Annotated in this window: 12 protein-coding genes; 4 read left to right on the top strand and 8 right to left on the bottom strand. The window is 71.8% G+C overall.

The genetic code is table 11. The annotated features are described in order from the left end of the window. The first annotated feature begins 77 nt into the window (after positions 1 to 77). On the top strand, positions 78 to 575 hold the full coding sequence (locus ACUKCB_RS18385; protein WP_473036840.1) for a very short patch repair endonuclease: 498 nt from the start codon (positions 78 to 80) through the stop codon (positions 573 to 575). Here ACUKCB_RS18385 and ACUKCB_RS18380 read toward each other — a convergent pair. The 4 genes from ACUKCB_RS18380 to ACUKCB_RS18365 form a co-directional block, all read right to left on the bottom strand. Next, the gene (locus ACUKCB_RS18380; RefSeq protein WP_473036839.1) at positions 550 to 2,466 is read right to left on the bottom strand and encodes a DNA cytosine methyltransferase; all 1,917 of its coding nucleotides are present in this window, start codon (positions 2,464 to 2,466) and stop codon (positions 550 to 552) included. The genes ACUKCB_RS18385 and ACUKCB_RS18380 overlap by 26 nt on opposite strands. Before the next feature lie 413 nt (positions 2,467 to 2,879). Then, complete coding sequence (locus tag ACUKCB_RS18375; RefSeq protein ID WP_473036838.1) at positions 2,880 to 3,494, bottom strand: TetR/AcrR family transcriptional regulator; 615 nt, start codon at positions 3,492 to 3,494, stop codon at positions 2,880 to 2,882. Positions 3,495 to 3,503: 9 nt separating this feature from the next. Next, positions 3,504 to 6,119 carry a PEP/pyruvate-binding domain-containing protein gene (locus ACUKCB_RS18370; protein ID WP_473036837.1) on the bottom strand — a complete coding sequence of 872 codons (2,616 nt, stop codon included), beginning with the start codon at positions 6,117 to 6,119 and terminating at the stop codon, positions 3,504 to 3,506. Beyond that, positions 6,116 to 7,630, bottom strand: a complete 1,515-nt coding sequence (locus ACUKCB_RS18365; RefSeq protein WP_473036836.1) for an MFS transporter — start codon at positions 7,628 to 7,630, stop codon at positions 6,116 to 6,118. Before ACUKCB_RS18365 ends, ACUKCB_RS18370 begins: the two co-directional genes overlap by 4 nt. Positions 7,631 to 7,873: 243 nt before the next feature. Here ACUKCB_RS18365 and ACUKCB_RS18360 point away from each other — a divergent pair, with 243 nt between their 5' ends. Beyond that, positions 7,874 to 8,629 carry an SDR family NAD(P)-dependent oxidoreductase gene (locus tag ACUKCB_RS18360; protein WP_473036835.1) on the top strand — a complete coding sequence of 252 codons (756 nt, stop codon included), beginning with the start codon at positions 7,874 to 7,876 and terminating at the stop codon, positions 8,627 to 8,629. 59 nt (positions 8,630 to 8,688) lie between these two features. Here the strand turns inward: ACUKCB_RS18360 and ACUKCB_RS18355 are convergent, their stop codons facing one another. Continuing rightward, positions 8,689 to 8,958: an HPr family phosphocarrier protein gene (locus ACUKCB_RS18355; RefSeq protein ID WP_473036834.1), complete on the bottom strand. Its 270-nt coding sequence runs from the start codon at positions 8,956 to 8,958 to the stop codon at positions 8,689 to 8,691. Positions 8,959 to 9,423: 465 nt separating this feature from the next. Here ACUKCB_RS18355 and ACUKCB_RS18350 point away from each other — a divergent pair, with 465 nt between their 5' ends. Beyond that, positions 9,424 to 11,157, top strand: coding sequence for a phosphoenolpyruvate--protein phosphotransferase (locus ACUKCB_RS18350; RefSeq protein WP_473036833.1), 1,734 nt, complete (start codon positions 9,424 to 9,426; stop codon positions 11,155 to 11,157). Positions 11,158 to 11,304: 147 nt separating this feature from the next. Here ACUKCB_RS18350 and argJ read toward each other — a convergent pair whose 3' ends face one another. Continuing rightward, complete coding sequence (argJ, locus tag ACUKCB_RS18345; RefSeq protein WP_473036832.1) at positions 11,305 to 12,465, bottom strand: bifunctional glutamate N-acetyltransferase/amino-acid acetyltransferase ArgJ; 1,161 nt, start codon at positions 12,463 to 12,465, stop codon at positions 11,305 to 11,307. Positions 12,466 to 12,638: 173 nt separating this feature from the next. Here argJ and ACUKCB_RS18340 point away from each other — a divergent pair, with 173 nt between their 5' ends. Continuing rightward, entirely contained in the window at positions 12,639 to 13,670 is a 1,032-nt protein-coding gene (locus ACUKCB_RS18340) for a serine hydrolase domain-containing protein (RefSeq protein ID WP_473036831.1), read from the top strand. Here the strand turns inward: ACUKCB_RS18340 and otsB are convergent. Together otsB and ACUKCB_RS18330 are read right to left on the bottom strand one after the other, a co-directional pair. Further along, the gene (gene otsB, locus ACUKCB_RS18335) at positions 13,639 to 14,460 is read right to left on the bottom strand and encodes a trehalose-phosphatase (protein WP_473041065.1); all 822 of its coding nucleotides are present in this window, start codon (positions 14,458 to 14,460) and stop codon (positions 13,639 to 13,641) included. The two genes, ACUKCB_RS18340 and otsB, sit on opposite strands and share 32 nt — an antisense overlap. Positions 14,461 to 14,683: 223 nt before the next feature. Next, positions 14,684 to 14,968: a DUF3263 domain-containing protein gene (locus ACUKCB_RS18330; protein WP_473036830.1), complete on the bottom strand. Its 285-nt coding sequence runs from the start codon at positions 14,966 to 14,968 to the stop codon at positions 14,684 to 14,686. Positions 14,969 to 15,087 lie beyond the last annotated feature (119 nt).

Genomic DNA, 15,087 nt, shown 5'->3' with positions numbered 1-15,087 from the left:
TCAGCTGGCTCCCAAACCAGGTGAAGGGTGTGGCACCCTCCTAATCGTAGGGTTGTCAACACACTGGGGCAGCGGGCATGGCATCAGGTGGTAATGCCGAAGGCGGACGGTGGGTCAGTACCGAAAAGGGCGAACACCTGCGTGGACGACGCGTTCGCGACACCGTTCCCGAGGTTGCTCTCAGGCGAGCTGTGCACAGGCTGGGGCTCAGGTTCAGGCTTCAGCGCAGGGTGGCTGTCCGTTGTACGGCTGACTTCGTCCTTCCAAGGTACGGCGTCGCCGTGTTCGTCGACGGGTGTTTCTGGCACGGCTGTCCCGTCCATGGTCCTACCGTGTTCAGAGGCCCGAACGCGCCTCTGTGGGTGGAGAAGATCGAGACGAACAAGGAGAGGGATCGCCGCAACACGGCGGCGGTCAAGGCCGCGGGGTGGACTGTCATCCGGATCTGGGAGTGCGAGATCCGCGCTGACGTGGGACGGGCTGCACTCAGCGTTGCCGCTCGGTGCACACCGGAATCTCCAGACCTGCGCAGACAGGGCCTTCCTGCTTCTAAAGCTCGCTCGGCGCGACGCTGAACAGGTCGTCCGAGATCTCATTCCTACGAGCGCAGACTGTACTCAGAGGACACTGCGAGCACAGGGGTTGCTTCGGTCGACAGATGCTGTTTCCGATCACACGGAGTGCAGCCATCCGCAGGGTGGCGTCATCACCCGCTCCGACCAGCTTCACCAGCTCAACGCGACCATCGCTGAGTCTGTTCACCTTGTCCGATTCGCTGTTGCTCAGCCTGGCGGCGACGCGCAGCGCTCCCTGGCCCACCCAGAGGAGGTCCACACCGATCAGCAGACGATACAGAGTCGCTTCTGACGGCTTCATGGCCAGATGTACGGGGAGGTTCTCCGGTGCGCTCCACACACTTGTTTCGCCCACTGTTGTGGCCAGCCGTTCGATGCGTGTCTTGGCCGCCGAAGTGGGGGCTGCGTCGAGAAGCGCCAGGTACGCGGTCTCGGTGAGTGACTCCCGTCCCTGGACGACCACCGCCATCTTCTCCAACTGAGCGGGTTTCAGCCTGGTTCCTGAAAGTAGCGCCATCACCGCCGCACTCGGAGGCGACTGAGAACCTCCCGGAAACTGATGCCAGTTGTCCGTCTCGCGCTGACGTTTCGCCCAGATGGTCAAGTCCTCGCGGACCCCGCGCCAGCGCGGCTGAAGCTCGTTTCCGCTTGTCTGGGTCTCGCCTGTGGGCAGCAGAACTTCGGCTGCGGCCTCGCCGAGCATGGGCGGTACAGCGTTGCCGATCTGCCGGAAGGCGTCACTACGCGTTCCCGCGAACCGGAACCGGTCGGGGAAGGTCTGCACCCGTGCGGCCTCCCGCACGGTCAGCGTGCGGTGCTGGTCCGGGTGGATGTACCAGTAACCGTCCTTGGCGATGTGCGCCGTGATGGACCTGCTCAGGTCCTCCCACCCGAGCTTTTTGTACTTGTCAGTGAAGTGGTCCGCCTTGTACCGCCGCTGAGACGCGTGAAGCTCCGAGTACAGGGTCCTGGAGTTCATCTCGGCGAAGATCTCCCAGTCGTCCTTCCTGACCCGCCTCGTCATGTGGTCCCAGACACGGTCTCGTGGAGCTCCCTTGCGCATGTCCTTCACGAATGAGGACTGGCTGGGGGGCTTGCCGTACGGCAGTTCGCGCTTGCCGATGCGCTCCCTGGGTACGACAGGCAGGACCGGCAGGTCACCGATCGCGTCCCGGAGGTTGGTGCGCTCTTCAGGCTCCAGGCTTGGTCGCCATTCGAACTTTTCCACGTCGTTCCTGGCCAGCAGGATCAGGCGTTTCCTGTGCTGTGGCACTCCATAGCGCCATGCGTCAACGAGGCGTACCTGTGTCGCGTAGCCGAGGTTCTCCAGCCGCTGCTCAATCATACGGATGACGACGAAGTCGTCAGTCAGGCCCATGTCAGGCACGTTCTCCATGAGAACCGCACGCGGTCGGATCCGCTCCACGACGTCGAGGTAGGCGCCCCACAGTTCCTTACGGCGATCGTGTGGATCACGTCCGTGGCGGTCGACGAGACTGCGGATCTTGCTTCGCCCTGCCCTGCTGAAAGGTTGGCAGGGGGGCCCTCCAGCTACAAGATCGATCTTTGCTGGTTCCACGAGGCTCACGAGCCTGTCGCGCTCGGCAGGGTCACCAAGGTCCATGTGAAGGCTCATGCCTGGGAAGTTCGCGGCGTGCGTTTCGAGCGCCCGCTTGTCGAAGTCGACCGAAGCCGCAACCGTCCAACCAGCTCGCTCCAAACCGAGACTCAGACCCCCTGCCCCGGAGAAGAGATCAACCGCGAGTCGTTTTTCACTACCGAGGGCATCCAGCCACTCGGGGAACTCCTCCGGATCACAGCTCTTCCGGTGCGGCTCAAGTCTGAGGTTGTCGCTCCGTTCGAGAGGTACGCCGTAGTACTGCTTGGTCACAGCGCAGGCCTCCATGGAAACGAGTTGAACGAGCACCAGGACATCACACATCCACTGGTGGAGCAAGAAACGCGGCAAGTGAAGACCGAAACAAGCCTGCAATCAACCGCAGAGTCGCCTCAGACGGCTGCGTGAGTAGGCGGGAACCAGTATCTGGCCAAGGGAAGGGGCCAGACCAGCTACTCCCTCCAATCTTAGTGGACGGCACGGACAGTTCGCATCCTGCCCCGATTGTTTGGTAGCAGGTCTGATGGAGGCTTTCGGCATGTAGCGGCTTCCACTCTCAGGGACTTCGCTGCGCCGTAGCTTGACGCCGCGCCCTCGTCATGACCTTGGGCAACAACGTGCTGTCTGCTGCCGATGGAATCAGCTCCACACGGCTGAGAAGGTGTACTTCGACGCCCTAGCCGAGCTCAACTCCGGGGTTGGGGCACCGTGTGGAAGAGCGGTACCAGGACCGTGTCCACGATCTCCACCACCAGATCGTCCGGTACGGGCTCCACCCGGAACAGGAAGTGGTTGCGCAGCAGCGCCTGGCCCACATCCAACCGGGGTCCCACCACGGCCTCGGCGGGGATCTCGCCCCGCGCCACGGCCCTTCGGGCGACCTCCGCCATCATCTGCCGCCCCATCCCTTGGGAACGGGAGCGGATCCGCACGGCGTGCTCCGGGTAGGTCAGCGCCTCCCCGAGCAGGCCGCGCAGGGCCTCACCCGCGGGCCCGGAGAGGGTCCGGGCGCTCTGGCGCAGCAGCACCAGCAGGTCGCCGCGGAGCTCCCCGGTGTCGGGGATGTCCGACGGGTCGGGCAGCAGGTGGTACACCGCGTCCATCACCAGCGTGGCGCGGGAGGTCCAGCGCCGGTACAGGGAGGCCTTGCTCGCCCTGGCCCGCTCGGCGACCCCCTCCATGGTCAACGCCGTGTAACCGTGCTCCGCCAGTTCCTCGATGGTGGCCTCGAGAATGGCGTTGACCAGGGCCTCCCCCCGACGTCGGGGGCGTTTTCGGTGATCGGTGCTCTCGGCGGACATGCTCGCATCCTACGAAGCCCTGCTGACGCGGCCGCTGCCGCCGTCCACGGTCACCGACTCCCCGTCGGTGAGGACGGTGGTCCCGGTACCGGTGCCCATCACCGCCGGGATGCCGTACTCGCGGGCCACGATCGCGGCGTGCGAGGCGATCGCCCCGGAGTCGACCACCACCGCCGCCGCCCGCTGGAACAGCGGGGTCCACGCCGGGTTGGTGTACGGGCAGACCAGGACGTCACCCTCGCGCAGACGGTGGAAGTCCTCGGCCCCGCGGATGACCCGGACCGGGCCGGTCACCGTGCCGGAGCTGGCGGGGGAGCCCGCGACCAGCGCGTCACCGGTGTCCCGGCGGGGGAAGACCCGGGCGTGGTCGATCAGCGCCACCCCGGACATCTCGGCGCGTTTGGCCGCCCGGCCCCGGGTCAGGGAACGCAGCCGCTCGGCCTGCGCCGCGGGGATCGCGGTGACGTCCCCGACCTCCACCACCTCCTCCAGCCGCAGGTGGAAGACGTCGAAGGCCTCCTCCAGGACCCCCGCGCCCCGGAGCCGCTCCCCGATCTCCAACAGGGAGCGGCGCAGGGTCGGCAGGCTCGCGGTGAAGTAGAAGTGGCTGTCCTCGCGGAAGGCCACCCCGTCCCGCGCGGCCCGCAGCCACCGCTCGACGCGGGCCCGGGCACGGCGCCCGCGCAGCAGCGGGTGTTCGAGCAGCCGCTCCAGCGCCCGCGCGGACCGGGAGGCGGTGTCCCGGGCCCCCTCGGGCTGGTCGAGCAGGGAGCGCACCAGGCCCAGCACGACCTCGGGGGACTCGACCAGCGTCGGCGGGCTGACCAGCAGCGGAGACGCGGTCTCCCGCCGCCCGTACTCGCGCAGGAAGGATTCGAGGCCGTCACGGAACTCCGCGAACCCGGTGCCGGTCCCCTCCCCGAGCGCGGCCAGGACCTCGGCCGGTTCCCGTTCGGCGAACAGTCGGCGCAGCCCGGGTACGGCCCGCGCCCGGTCGGCCAGCGCCCGCAGCGCCTCGTTCGAGTCCTCGGTACGGGTGCGGGCCCCGCCCAGCAGGTCGGCGAGCAGTTCCCGGCGGCCCAGGAGACGGGTGGCCAGCGCCATCCGGGCGAGGGCCAGCCCGCTGCCGGGCAGGTAGTCGATCCGCAGGTCCCGGCAGGGGGCCATCAGCGCCAGAGCCCGCGCGGGCACCCCGACCAGCTCGGCCCACGGCAGAGCGGGCAGGTCCAGGGCGTCCAGGGCGTCGGCCTCGGAGAGGAACCCCGCCAGCCTCGGGTCCGCGGTCCAGTCGGCGGTCCGGAACCGTCGGGCCCTGCGGGCCAGCCTCCAGGGGGTGAGCAGCATGCGCGGTCCCGGGCGCGGGGAGGGCGGGACGAGCTGGACGACCACGCCGTCCTCCTCGCGCAGGTAGTCCTCGAAGGTCCCCCTCAGGCCGTAGTACGAGGTGACCTCCCGCATCATCCCGGTGGGGCCGTGCTCCAGCCAGGTGCTCATGTCCATGGGGTAGGGGCGGACCGGGAGGTACTCGGTGAGGATGGCCGCCTGGAACCGCTGGCGCCGGTTGAGCGCTACGGGTGGCGGCGGCAGCGCGGTCATCGGCCGCGCCTGCACGATCCGGAACCGCTGGCCGGACAGGGCCCACTCGATGTCCTGGGGGCGCCCGAAGTGTTCGGCGATGGTCCGCGCGTGCGCGGCCAGGACGGACAGCTGCCCCTCGGAGAGCAGGGCCTCCCTCGCGCCCGCTCCGCCGTCGGGCGCGTCCGGCGCGCCGCCGGAGGCGGCCCCCGGCCCCCCGGAACGGGCGGGTTCCCCCGCCGACCGGTCCTCCTGGCGGACCCCGCCGCCCTCGACCGAGCGGATCACCACCTCACCGCGCCCCGGGGCCCACTCCACGACCCCGCCGCGCTCGTCCAGCAGGTAGTGGTCGGGGGTGACCAGCCCGGACACCACCGCCTCGCCCAGGCCCGCCCCCGCGTCCACGACGATCCGGTCGCGCGCCCCGCTCACCGGGTCGGCGGTGAACATCACCCCGGCCACCTCGGAGTCGACCATGGCCTGCACGACGACGGCGATCCGGACCTCCGTCTGGTCCACCGCCCGCTCCCGGCGGTAGGCCACCGCCCGGTCGGTCCACAGCGAGGCCCAGCAGCGGCGGACGGCGTCCACCACGGCCTCGGTGCCGACCACGTTGAGGTAGGTGTCCTGCTGTCCGGCGAAGGCGGCGCCGGGCAGGTCCTCGGCGGTGGCGCTGGAGCGGACCGCCACCGGTACGTCCCCGCCCAGGCGCCGGTAGGCGGCGACGATGCGTTCGCGCAGCCCCTCGGGCAGGGCTGCGCCCGCCACCGCGGCGCGCAGGTCCGCGGGCCCGGGCCGTGGACCGGGGGCCTCGCCGGTGCCCTCCCCGGCCCCGTCCTCCACGGCGGCGACCAGATCCGCCAGGCGCACGGACTCGACGACGGCGGCGTAGGCCTCGGTGGTCACCACGAAGCCCTCGGGTACCGGCAGCCCGGCGCGCAGCAGTTCGCCCAGGTTGGCGGCCTTGCCGCCGACGGTGGGGAGGTCGTCGGCGCCGAAGGCGTCCAGCGGCGCGACGAACGGGATACGGGTTGCGGCGGTGGATGTCACGGGTTCTCCTTGAGGAGTTCGGTCTGCGCACGGGTGCGCAGCGGGAGCGCCGGCAGGGCCAGCGCCAGGAGGAAGGCCAACCCCAGCAGGGGTGCCACGGTCAGGATCGCCGCCGGCACGGCGGCGCCGAAGGCGGTCTCCACCAGCTCCCGCGCGGGTGCCGGCAGTGCGGCGACGGCCTCCGGGGTGAGGCTGCCGCGGTCGGCGACCCCGGAGGGAACGCGTTCGGTGAAGGAGCGGGTGACCAGCGCGCCCATCAGGGCTACGCCCACGCTGGCGCCGACCTGTCTCAGGAAGAGCACGGAGGAGGTGACCGCCCCGAGGTCGGCGGGGTCGGTGGCGTTCTGCGCGGCGAGCATCACCACCTGCATCACCAGCCCGACCCCCAGACCGGTCAGGAACAGCATCGCCACCAGGCCGGGAACGCCCCCGGCGGGCCCGACCAGGCCGAGCAGTAGCGAGCCCAGGGCCATCAGCGCGGTGCCGGTGACCGGGGACCACCAGTACCGGCCGCTGCGGGTGATCAGCCGCCCCGAGACGGTCATGGCGATCAGCGCGCCCGCCATCAGCGCGGTGACCAGGAACCCCGCCCCGGTGGCGGTGGTACCCAGCCCCATCTGGGCGAAGGGCGGTACGTAGGTGAGGGTGCCGAAGAGCGCGAACCCCACCGTGAAGCTGAGCAGGACCGGGACGACGAACCCCCGACGGCGCAGCAGCCGGAGCGGTAGCACGGGGTCCCGGGCCAGGCGGGCCGAGACCAGCCACAGCAGCAGGGCGGTCAGGGTCGCCCCGGCCAGTGCCGGGGCCGCCCATCCCGGCCCTGGCCCGTTCCCGGCGAGCAGGTCGGCCAGGAGCACGGCGCCGACCACGGTCGCGGCGAGCGCGGCGGCTCCGAACAGGTCGACCGGTTGCCGGGCGGTCGGCCGGGGCAGGCGGAGGGTCAGGGCGAGAACGGCGAAGGCGATCACGCCCAGCGGAAGGTGGACGGCGAAGACCCACCGCCAGGAGAACAGGTCGACCAGCACCCCGCCGAGCAGCGGTCCGCCCACAGCGGGCAGCACGGCGAACACGCCGATGATTCCCAGGTAACGGCCGCGCTCCCGAGGGCTGATGATCTCGGCGAGGGTGGCCTGGCCGCCGATCATCAGCCCGCCGCCGCCCACGCCCTGGAGCACCCGGGCGCCCACGAACACCGGGAACGAGGCGGCCAGGGCGCACAGCAGCGCGCCGAGGACGAAGAGGGCCAGGGCGATCAGGAGCAGCGGTTTGCGTCCGAAGCGGTCACCGAGCCTGCCGTAGACCGGGAGCACGGCGGTGGCGGCGACCAGGTAGGCGGTGATGACGGCGGGCATCTGGTCCAGCCCGCCCAGTTCCCCCGCGATCTCCGGCAGGGCCGGGACGACGGAGGTCTGGTCCAGCGGGGCCAGCAGCATCACCAGCAGGAGCCCGGGCAGGGCGGGGGCCACGGATCTCCGGTTCTCCGCCGGTTCCACCGCGTTGCCAGCACTCACTGCGGACCTCCATTCCTCGTCTTTAGAGAACGGTGTGTTTCCTAAGAAGCTAGCCCAACGCTGTAGAAAACGCAACGTTTCCTATTGGGGAGGCGGGTGGCCGAGGAGGTCCCCCGCTTCCCGGCCGCTGCCGCCGACCGCGAACACCCGTTCCGGCGCCGGTCCCGTGGGGCACACCCGCCCCGCCCCCGGGTCCGGCCCCCGGATACGCTCGGCGCGACACCTGACCTTGGGAGGAACCACATGACAGCGACCGCGGTTGTCACCGGAGCCAGCAGCGGGATCGGTGCCGCCACCGCGCGCGGGCTCGCCGCCGAGGGCTACGACGTGGTCCTGGTCGCCCGCCGCGCCGACCGGATCGAGGCGCTGGCCGAGGAAATTGCCGAGAACGGCCACTCGGCCCGGGCTCAGGTCCTCGACGTCACCGACCGCGCCGCCGTCGACGCCTTCGCCGAGGCGCTGGACTCCTGCGACGTGCTGGTCAACAACGCGGGCGGCGCGATCGGCACCGAGACCGTCGCCACCGCCGACCCCGCCGACTGGCGGCGGATGTACGAGGTCAACGTCCTGGGCGTGCTCAACATGACCCAGGCCCTACTGCCCAAACTCATCGCCGGCGGCGACGGCACCGTCCTGCTCGTCTCCTCGGTGGCCGGGCACGTGGTCTACGAGGGCGGCGGCGGTTACGTGGCCGCCAAGCACGGGGCCCACACGCTGGCCGCCACCCTGCGCCTGGAGCTGTGCGGGGAGCCGGTCCGGGTGCTGGAGGTGGCGCCCGGCATGGTCAAGACCGAGGAGTTCTCCCTCAACCGCCTGCGCGGTGACGCGGACCGGGCCGAGGCCGTGTACGCCGGGGTGCCCGACCCGCTGAGCGCCGAGGACGTCGCCGACACCATCGTGTGGGCCCTCACCCGGCCCCCGCACGTCAACATCGACCTGCTGGTGGTGCGCCCCCGGGCCCAGGCCGCGCAGCACCGGATCCACCGGATCGAGGATTAGCGGGGGAAGAGCGGGGAGGGCCCTCGTCCGCGGGCCCTCCCCGCCCCGAGGCCGGGCGGCTATCGGGGGTCGAGCTCCTTGGCCAGCAGGTCGACGAGGCCGTCCAGGGCCTCCTCCGAGCCCTCGTCCGCACAGCTCAGGGTCACGCTCTCGCCGTGGGACGCGCCCATCGACATCACGGAGAGCACGCTGCGCGCGTCCACCGGCTGCTGGCCCCGACGGGCGACCGTCACGGGCAGGCCGGTCTCGTTGACCGCCTGGACGAACAGGGCTGCGGGCCGCGCGTGCAGGCCCAACTGGGATCCGATGACAACGGTGCGCTCGGGCATGTGAGTCCTTGGAGGGTGTCGGGCGGGCCCGGTACTTCCGGTCCCGGTCACAGCTTGCCGATCCACCACGGGGGATCGGGTCCGGCCGCCGGGGTGACGCCCTCGGCGGCCGCGTCGTCGGGTCGGGGGACGGTGGTTCCGGGCGGGGACGCGGCGGCGACCCACCAGGACGGAGCCCGGCACAGGCGCTCCCGGGGACGCTTCCCGGGCGGGGAAGCCCGCGAGCGCGCTGTCGCCCGCGCCCACGGTACTCCGGGTGCTCCCGATCCCGGTCGAGTTGTCCACAGATTCGGGATCCGCTCTGGCGGACCGGGCCGATTCCGGGTTGGCTTGGTGTGTCGGGGAATCCGGAGGACCCGACGACGCGGCAGGCGTCCCCGACCCGGCGCTCACCGTGCGCAGGCCGCCCCGACCGCCGCCCGACCGCCGCCCGACCGCCGACCCCAGCTGTCACAGGAGCACCCCATGGAGCAGACGGAACCCGTTCCGACCCCCGCCGCCGACGCCCCGCGCCCCGCTCCCGTACTGACGGGTATCGCGGCCGGGCCCGGCGGTGCCGTCGCCCCGGTCGCCCGGATGTCCGCCCCGCCGACGCTCCCCGACCGCGAACCCGAGGTCGCCGACCCCGAGGCCGAGGCGGGGGCCGCGCGCGACGCCCTGGATGGTGTGGCCGCCGAGCTGGAGGGGCGCGCCGCGGACCTGGGTGGCGATGCCGCCGCGGTGCTCAACGCCCAGGCGCTCATGGCCCGGGACCCTGAGCTGCGACGACAGGTCGAGGAGGGGGTACGGGACGGCCGCGCCGCCGCCTGGGCCGTGTGGGGGGCGTGCGGTCGCTACCAGGATCTTCTCCTGGCCGCCGGCGGTTACCTGGCCGAGCGCGCGGCCGACCTCTCCGACATTCGGGACCGGGCCGTGGCGGCGCTCCTGGGGCTGCCCATGCCCGGGCTGCCCGACCCCGGCCACCCCCACGTGCTGGTCGCCGAGGACCTGGCACCCGCCGACACCGTCCGCCTGGACGGTGACCGGGTCCTGGCGATCATCACGCGGCTCGGTGGCCCCACCAGCCACACGGTCATCCTCGCCCGCTCCTTGGGCATCCCCGCGGTGGTGGGCTGCGCGGGGGCGGAAAACCTGGCCGACGGCACGGTCGTGGCGGTGGACGGGGACGCGGGCACGGTCGAGACCGCCCCGGACCCGGAGGCCGCCGAAGGGGTCCGGCGGCGCGCGGAGCGGCGCCGGACCCTGCTCCGCGCGTCCTCGGGGCCGGGGCGGACCGCCGACGGAGTCCCCGTGGCGTTGCTGCTCAACGCCGGTGAGGGCGACCCCGGGGAGGCGGCCGCACACGACAGCGAGGGCATCGGCCTGCTGCGTACCGAGTTCCTCTTCCTCGACCGCGCCGAGCCGCCGACCGTCGCAGAGCAGACCGAGGTCTACACCCGGCTGTTCCGGGCCTTCGCGGGACGCGTGGTCACGGTGCGGACCCTGGACGCGGGCTCGGACAAGCCGCTCGCCTTCGCCGCCACCGGGCCGGAGGACAACCCGGCCCTGGGGGTGCGGGGGTTCCGGGCCGCGCGCGTCCACCCGGGCCTGCTCACCGACCAGCTCGCCGCGATCGCTGCCGCCGAGCGCGCCGTCGGCACCGCCGGGCCTGCGGCGCGGGTCCGGGTGATGGCGCCGATGGTGTCGACCCCCGCCGAGGCCGCCGAGTTCGCGGACCTGGCCCGCTCGGCCGGGATCGGGGAGGTCGGGGTGATGGTGGAGGTGCCCGCTGCGGCCCTGCTCGCGGACCGCCTGCTGCCCCGGGTGGACTTCGTGTCCGTGGGCACCAACGACCTCGCGCAGTACACGATGGCCGCGGATCGCACCCTGGGTGCCCTGCCCGACCTGCTCGACCCCTGGCAGCCCGCGCTGCTGAGCCTGGTAGGGAGCACGGGCGGGGCGGGGGAGCGGCTGGGGCGGCCGGTGGGTGTGTGCGGTGAGGCCGCCGCCGACCCGCTACTCGCACTGGTGCTGGTGGGGCTCGGTGTGACGAGCCTGTCCGCGGCACCGCCCGCACTGCCCGCTGTGCGCTACGCCCTGGCCCGGCACACCCGCGCCGAATGCCGCGAACTCGCCGAACTCGCACTCACCGCCGAGGGGCCCGAACAGGCCAGAGAAGCTGTCCGGGGTGCGGCCCACCCGGAGGTCGTCGGCCTCTGACCACCCGAGGGGCCGCGGGCCCCGCTACGGACGGGGCGCCCGGGGCGAGAACAGCACTGCATTCGCCCCGTCCGTCGGGATCGGCACCGCGGCACCGCGTGCCGGTCCCGGCGCGCGGTGCCGCGCGGGCACGCCGAGCGGCGCGGTTCAGGTCGTGTAGTCGGCGTTGATCCTGATGTAGCCCTCGGTCAGGTCACAGCCGTAGACGGTGAACGCACCCTCGGCGATGCCCAGGTCGACGCCGATCACCACCTCGTCGCCCTTCATATGCCGGGCGGCGCGCTCCAGGGTCTCCTCGGTGGCCTCTGCCGGGAAGGTCTCCACGTCCCCGAACACGATCCGTACGTTCTCCGGATGGATGTCGGTCTCCTCGGAGCACTTGCCCACGGCCATCGCGACCCGGCCCCAGTTGGGGTCGGCGCCGTGCACCGCCGTCTTGACCAGGGGCGAGTTCACCACGGCCTTACCGATCCGCTTGGCCTGCGCGTCGTCGCGAGCCCCGGTGACCCGGACCTCGACGAGCTTGCCCGCGCCCTCGCCGTCGGAGGCGATCATCCGGACGAGCTTCAACGCCACCTCGTACAGGGCGGCCTCGAACTCGGCGGCCTCCACCGGCCCGGCCAGTCCGTTGGCGAAAACCGCCGCGGAGTCGCTGGTGGAGGTGTCGGTGTCGATGCTCAGGGCGTTGAAGGTCCGGTCCACGACCCGGCGGAACACCGCGTCCAGAACCGGCTGCTCCAGCTCGGCGTCGGTGAAGAACCAGGTCAGCATGGTCGCCATGTCGGGCTCGATCATGCCGACACCCTTGGCGATCCCGGTGAGGGTCGCCCCGCCCACCGTGGCGGTCGCGATCTTGGGGTGGGTGTCGGTGGTCATCATGGCCGCGGCGGAGCGGTCCAGGTCGGCAGGGGGGAACTCCGTGGGCAGACCGTCCAGGTAGGAGCGGACCTTCTCCATGGGGTAGGGGCGGCCGATGACCCCGGTGGAGGCGATCAGGAGGTCGTCGGGGTCGACACCGGCGGCTCGGGCCACGCCCTCCTGGACCTCACGGGCGTCGGCCGTCCCGATCTGGCCGGTCGCCACGTTGGCGTTTCGGGCGATCACCGTGACCCCGCGGGCGTGTCCGTCCGCCGCGGCCGCCCGGCTGAGCCTGACGCTCGGGCCGGCGAACCGGGACCGGGTGAACACGGCGGAGACCACCGCCGGGGCCTGCGAGACCACCGCGAAGAAGTCGTCCTTGGGGTCCTTGATCCCGATGTTGCCGGCCACGCCGACGAAACCTGCGGGAACGGGGGTCTTGCTGCTCATCGTCCTCCTCGGAGCTTCGTGGGCGCAAGCCTACTTCGCCACGCCCAAAAGCCCCGGTTACGGCCGTGACCTGTGGGGGTTTCGTACTGTGCGGAGACGGTCCGGGTGTGACAAGGCGGAGCGAACGGGGTATCCGCCGAGTGTGGGGTAGACCGCTCGGGGGGAGGCGTGTTGTGCGTGATGGTGACTGGCTCACGGAGACTGGGGCGCGGATCCGCGGTGTCCTGAAGGTGATGGTGGACGCGGGCTGGCTTCCGGGCGGGACCGCCGTGGTCGGGACCGGGGGCATGTGGGAGTTCGTGGCGGTCGGGCGGACCGACAGCGAACACGACACGGCACCGGACGTGTCCTACGACGTCGCGAGCCTGACGAAGGTGATGGCGACCTGGCCCCTGGTGGGCCGGGCGGTCGCCGAGGGGGCCCTGGACCTGAACGCTCCGATGTCGGAGTACTTTCCGGGTGAGGACCTGCCGGGCGCCTGGGTGACGACATGGCAGATCCTCACCCACACGAGCCGACTCAACCAGGTCACCTGGTTGGAGCGCTACGTGGGCACCGACCAGGACCTGGCCGAGGCGATTCTGGCGGATCCGTTGGAGGAGCCCGGTTACCAGTACGTCGACCGCGGGTTCATCCTGCTCGGGCTGCTCCTGGAACGGTTGTACGGCAAGGGACTGGACCGGCTGGCCGCGAGCCTGTGGGACGACCTGGGCATGCGGTCCACCGCCTACGGCCCGTTGGCCAGGTCACCCAGCGTGGCGCCGACCGAGCGCCGCCTCGTCGGCGCGGCGCCCTCCTGGGGCGTGGTGCACGACGAGGCGGCCGCGCTGATGGGCGGCGTTGCGGGGCACGCCGGGGTGTTCAGCACCGCGATCGACCTGGGCGCCTACGCCCGGGAGATGCTCCGCCTGCACGAGGGCGGTGCCGGTGCCGTTCCCGGGTCGTTCGTTCGGGAGAGCTGGTCACCGCAGGTGGACGCGGGCGCTCGGCTCTCGAGAGGACTGGCCTGGTTGGTCACCCCGGAGGGGGTGGTCTACCACAACGGTTTCACCGGGACGAGCCTGTTCATGCACCCGGAGAGCGGACGGTACGTCGGCGTGCTCACCAACGCCGTGCACTACGGGCGCGACCGCACCGGGCTGGTGGACCTGCGCGCGGCCGCGCGTTCGGCGCTCACGCCGCAAGCCCACGAATCCTCTCCGTGAGGCGGCCGAGCAGTTCGGCCAGTCCGGCGGGTCCGGGGACGACCAGGTCGGCGGCGTCGGCCACCGCGGTGACCTCCTCGGAGGAGGAGCACACCGTCAGGCCGGACACGCCACGCGTACGCAGCGCGGCCACCGCCTCGAAGGCGGGCAGGTCGCCCAGGTCGTCACCGGCGTAGAGGACGTGGAGCGCGCCCCTCTCCTCCACCAGGGAGGTGAGGGCCGCACCCTTGTCCACACCCTGTGGGCGGAGCTCGAGCACCATCCGCCCGGGCTCCACCTTGAGCCCCGCGCGTTCGGCCAGCTCCGCCAGGGGACCGCCCAGCAGCTCCAGTGCCCTGTCGGGGTCGGCGGTGCGCCGGGTGTGCACGGCCAACGAGCGGCCCTTGTCCTCGATCCAGGTGCCCTCCGGCGCGCCGGAGGCGTCCACCAGGCCCGGGAGCTCGGCCCGGACCAGGGCCACCCCGGGCGGCGGGTCGGCGGCCACCACACGGCCGTCGGACCAGCGCTCGGCGCCGTAGTGTCCGAGCACGGTGATACCGGGTACCCGGTCCAGGCCGCCGAGGTCCACCGCGGTGGCGGCGCCGCGCCCGGTGATCACCGCGACGGTGCCCACCAGGTCGGCCAGCTCGGTCAGCGCGGCCACGATCCCGGGTTGGGGGGCGGAGTCGCGCGGGTCGGCGACGATGGGCGCCAGGGTGCCGTCGAAGTCGAAGGCGAACAGTGCCCGCGCGGGCTCGGTGAGCAGTGCTTCGAGCGCGGCCCGTCCGGTCGGGGTGGCGGGCTCGGGCAGTCCGTTCCCACCGGTCGGTTCGTTCTGTGCGTGCGGACCGCCCGGCCTGTTCCGCTCGGGCGTTCCGTGCTGTCGGGGCTGAGGCAAGGCAGGACCCTGTCGCTGTCGATGGGGAGGGCGCGCGTGTGCGGGCCCGGACGGGGCGGTGGCCGCCGACGGGGAACGCGCGGGTCGGTGCGTGCGGGCTCGGGGGTTTCCCGGGCGGCCGCACTCGGGACGCCGGTCAGAGGTGGATGCCCAACTGGCGCGCGTTGCGTTGGCGTCGGCGGTCGGCGCGCAGCCGACGCAGACGTTTGACGGTCATGGGGTCGAAGGCGAGCGCCTCGGGGCGCTCGACCAGTCCGTTGAGCAGTTGGTAGTACCGGGTCGCGGAGAACCCGAACTCGTCACGGATCGCCTGTTCCTTGGAGCCCTCGAACTTCCACCACTGGCGTTCGAAGGCGAGGATGCGCTGTTCGCGTTCGGCGAGGGCCGACTGACTGCCTTCGGGCGGACCGATATGCGGCATGGGACACCCCCTGGACGGGTAATTGGTTTGTCCGGATCGGCGCGACTCATGCTAGCGACTCGACATGCCGGATGAGGAACGGAAAACCCAGGACTGGCACCAGGGATACAGTTACGTTT

This window comes from Nocardiopsis moroccensis, assembly GCF_055763695.1.
Note: the sequence above shows the minus strand (reverse complement) of the source record. Positions and strands in the feature narration are given on the sequence as shown.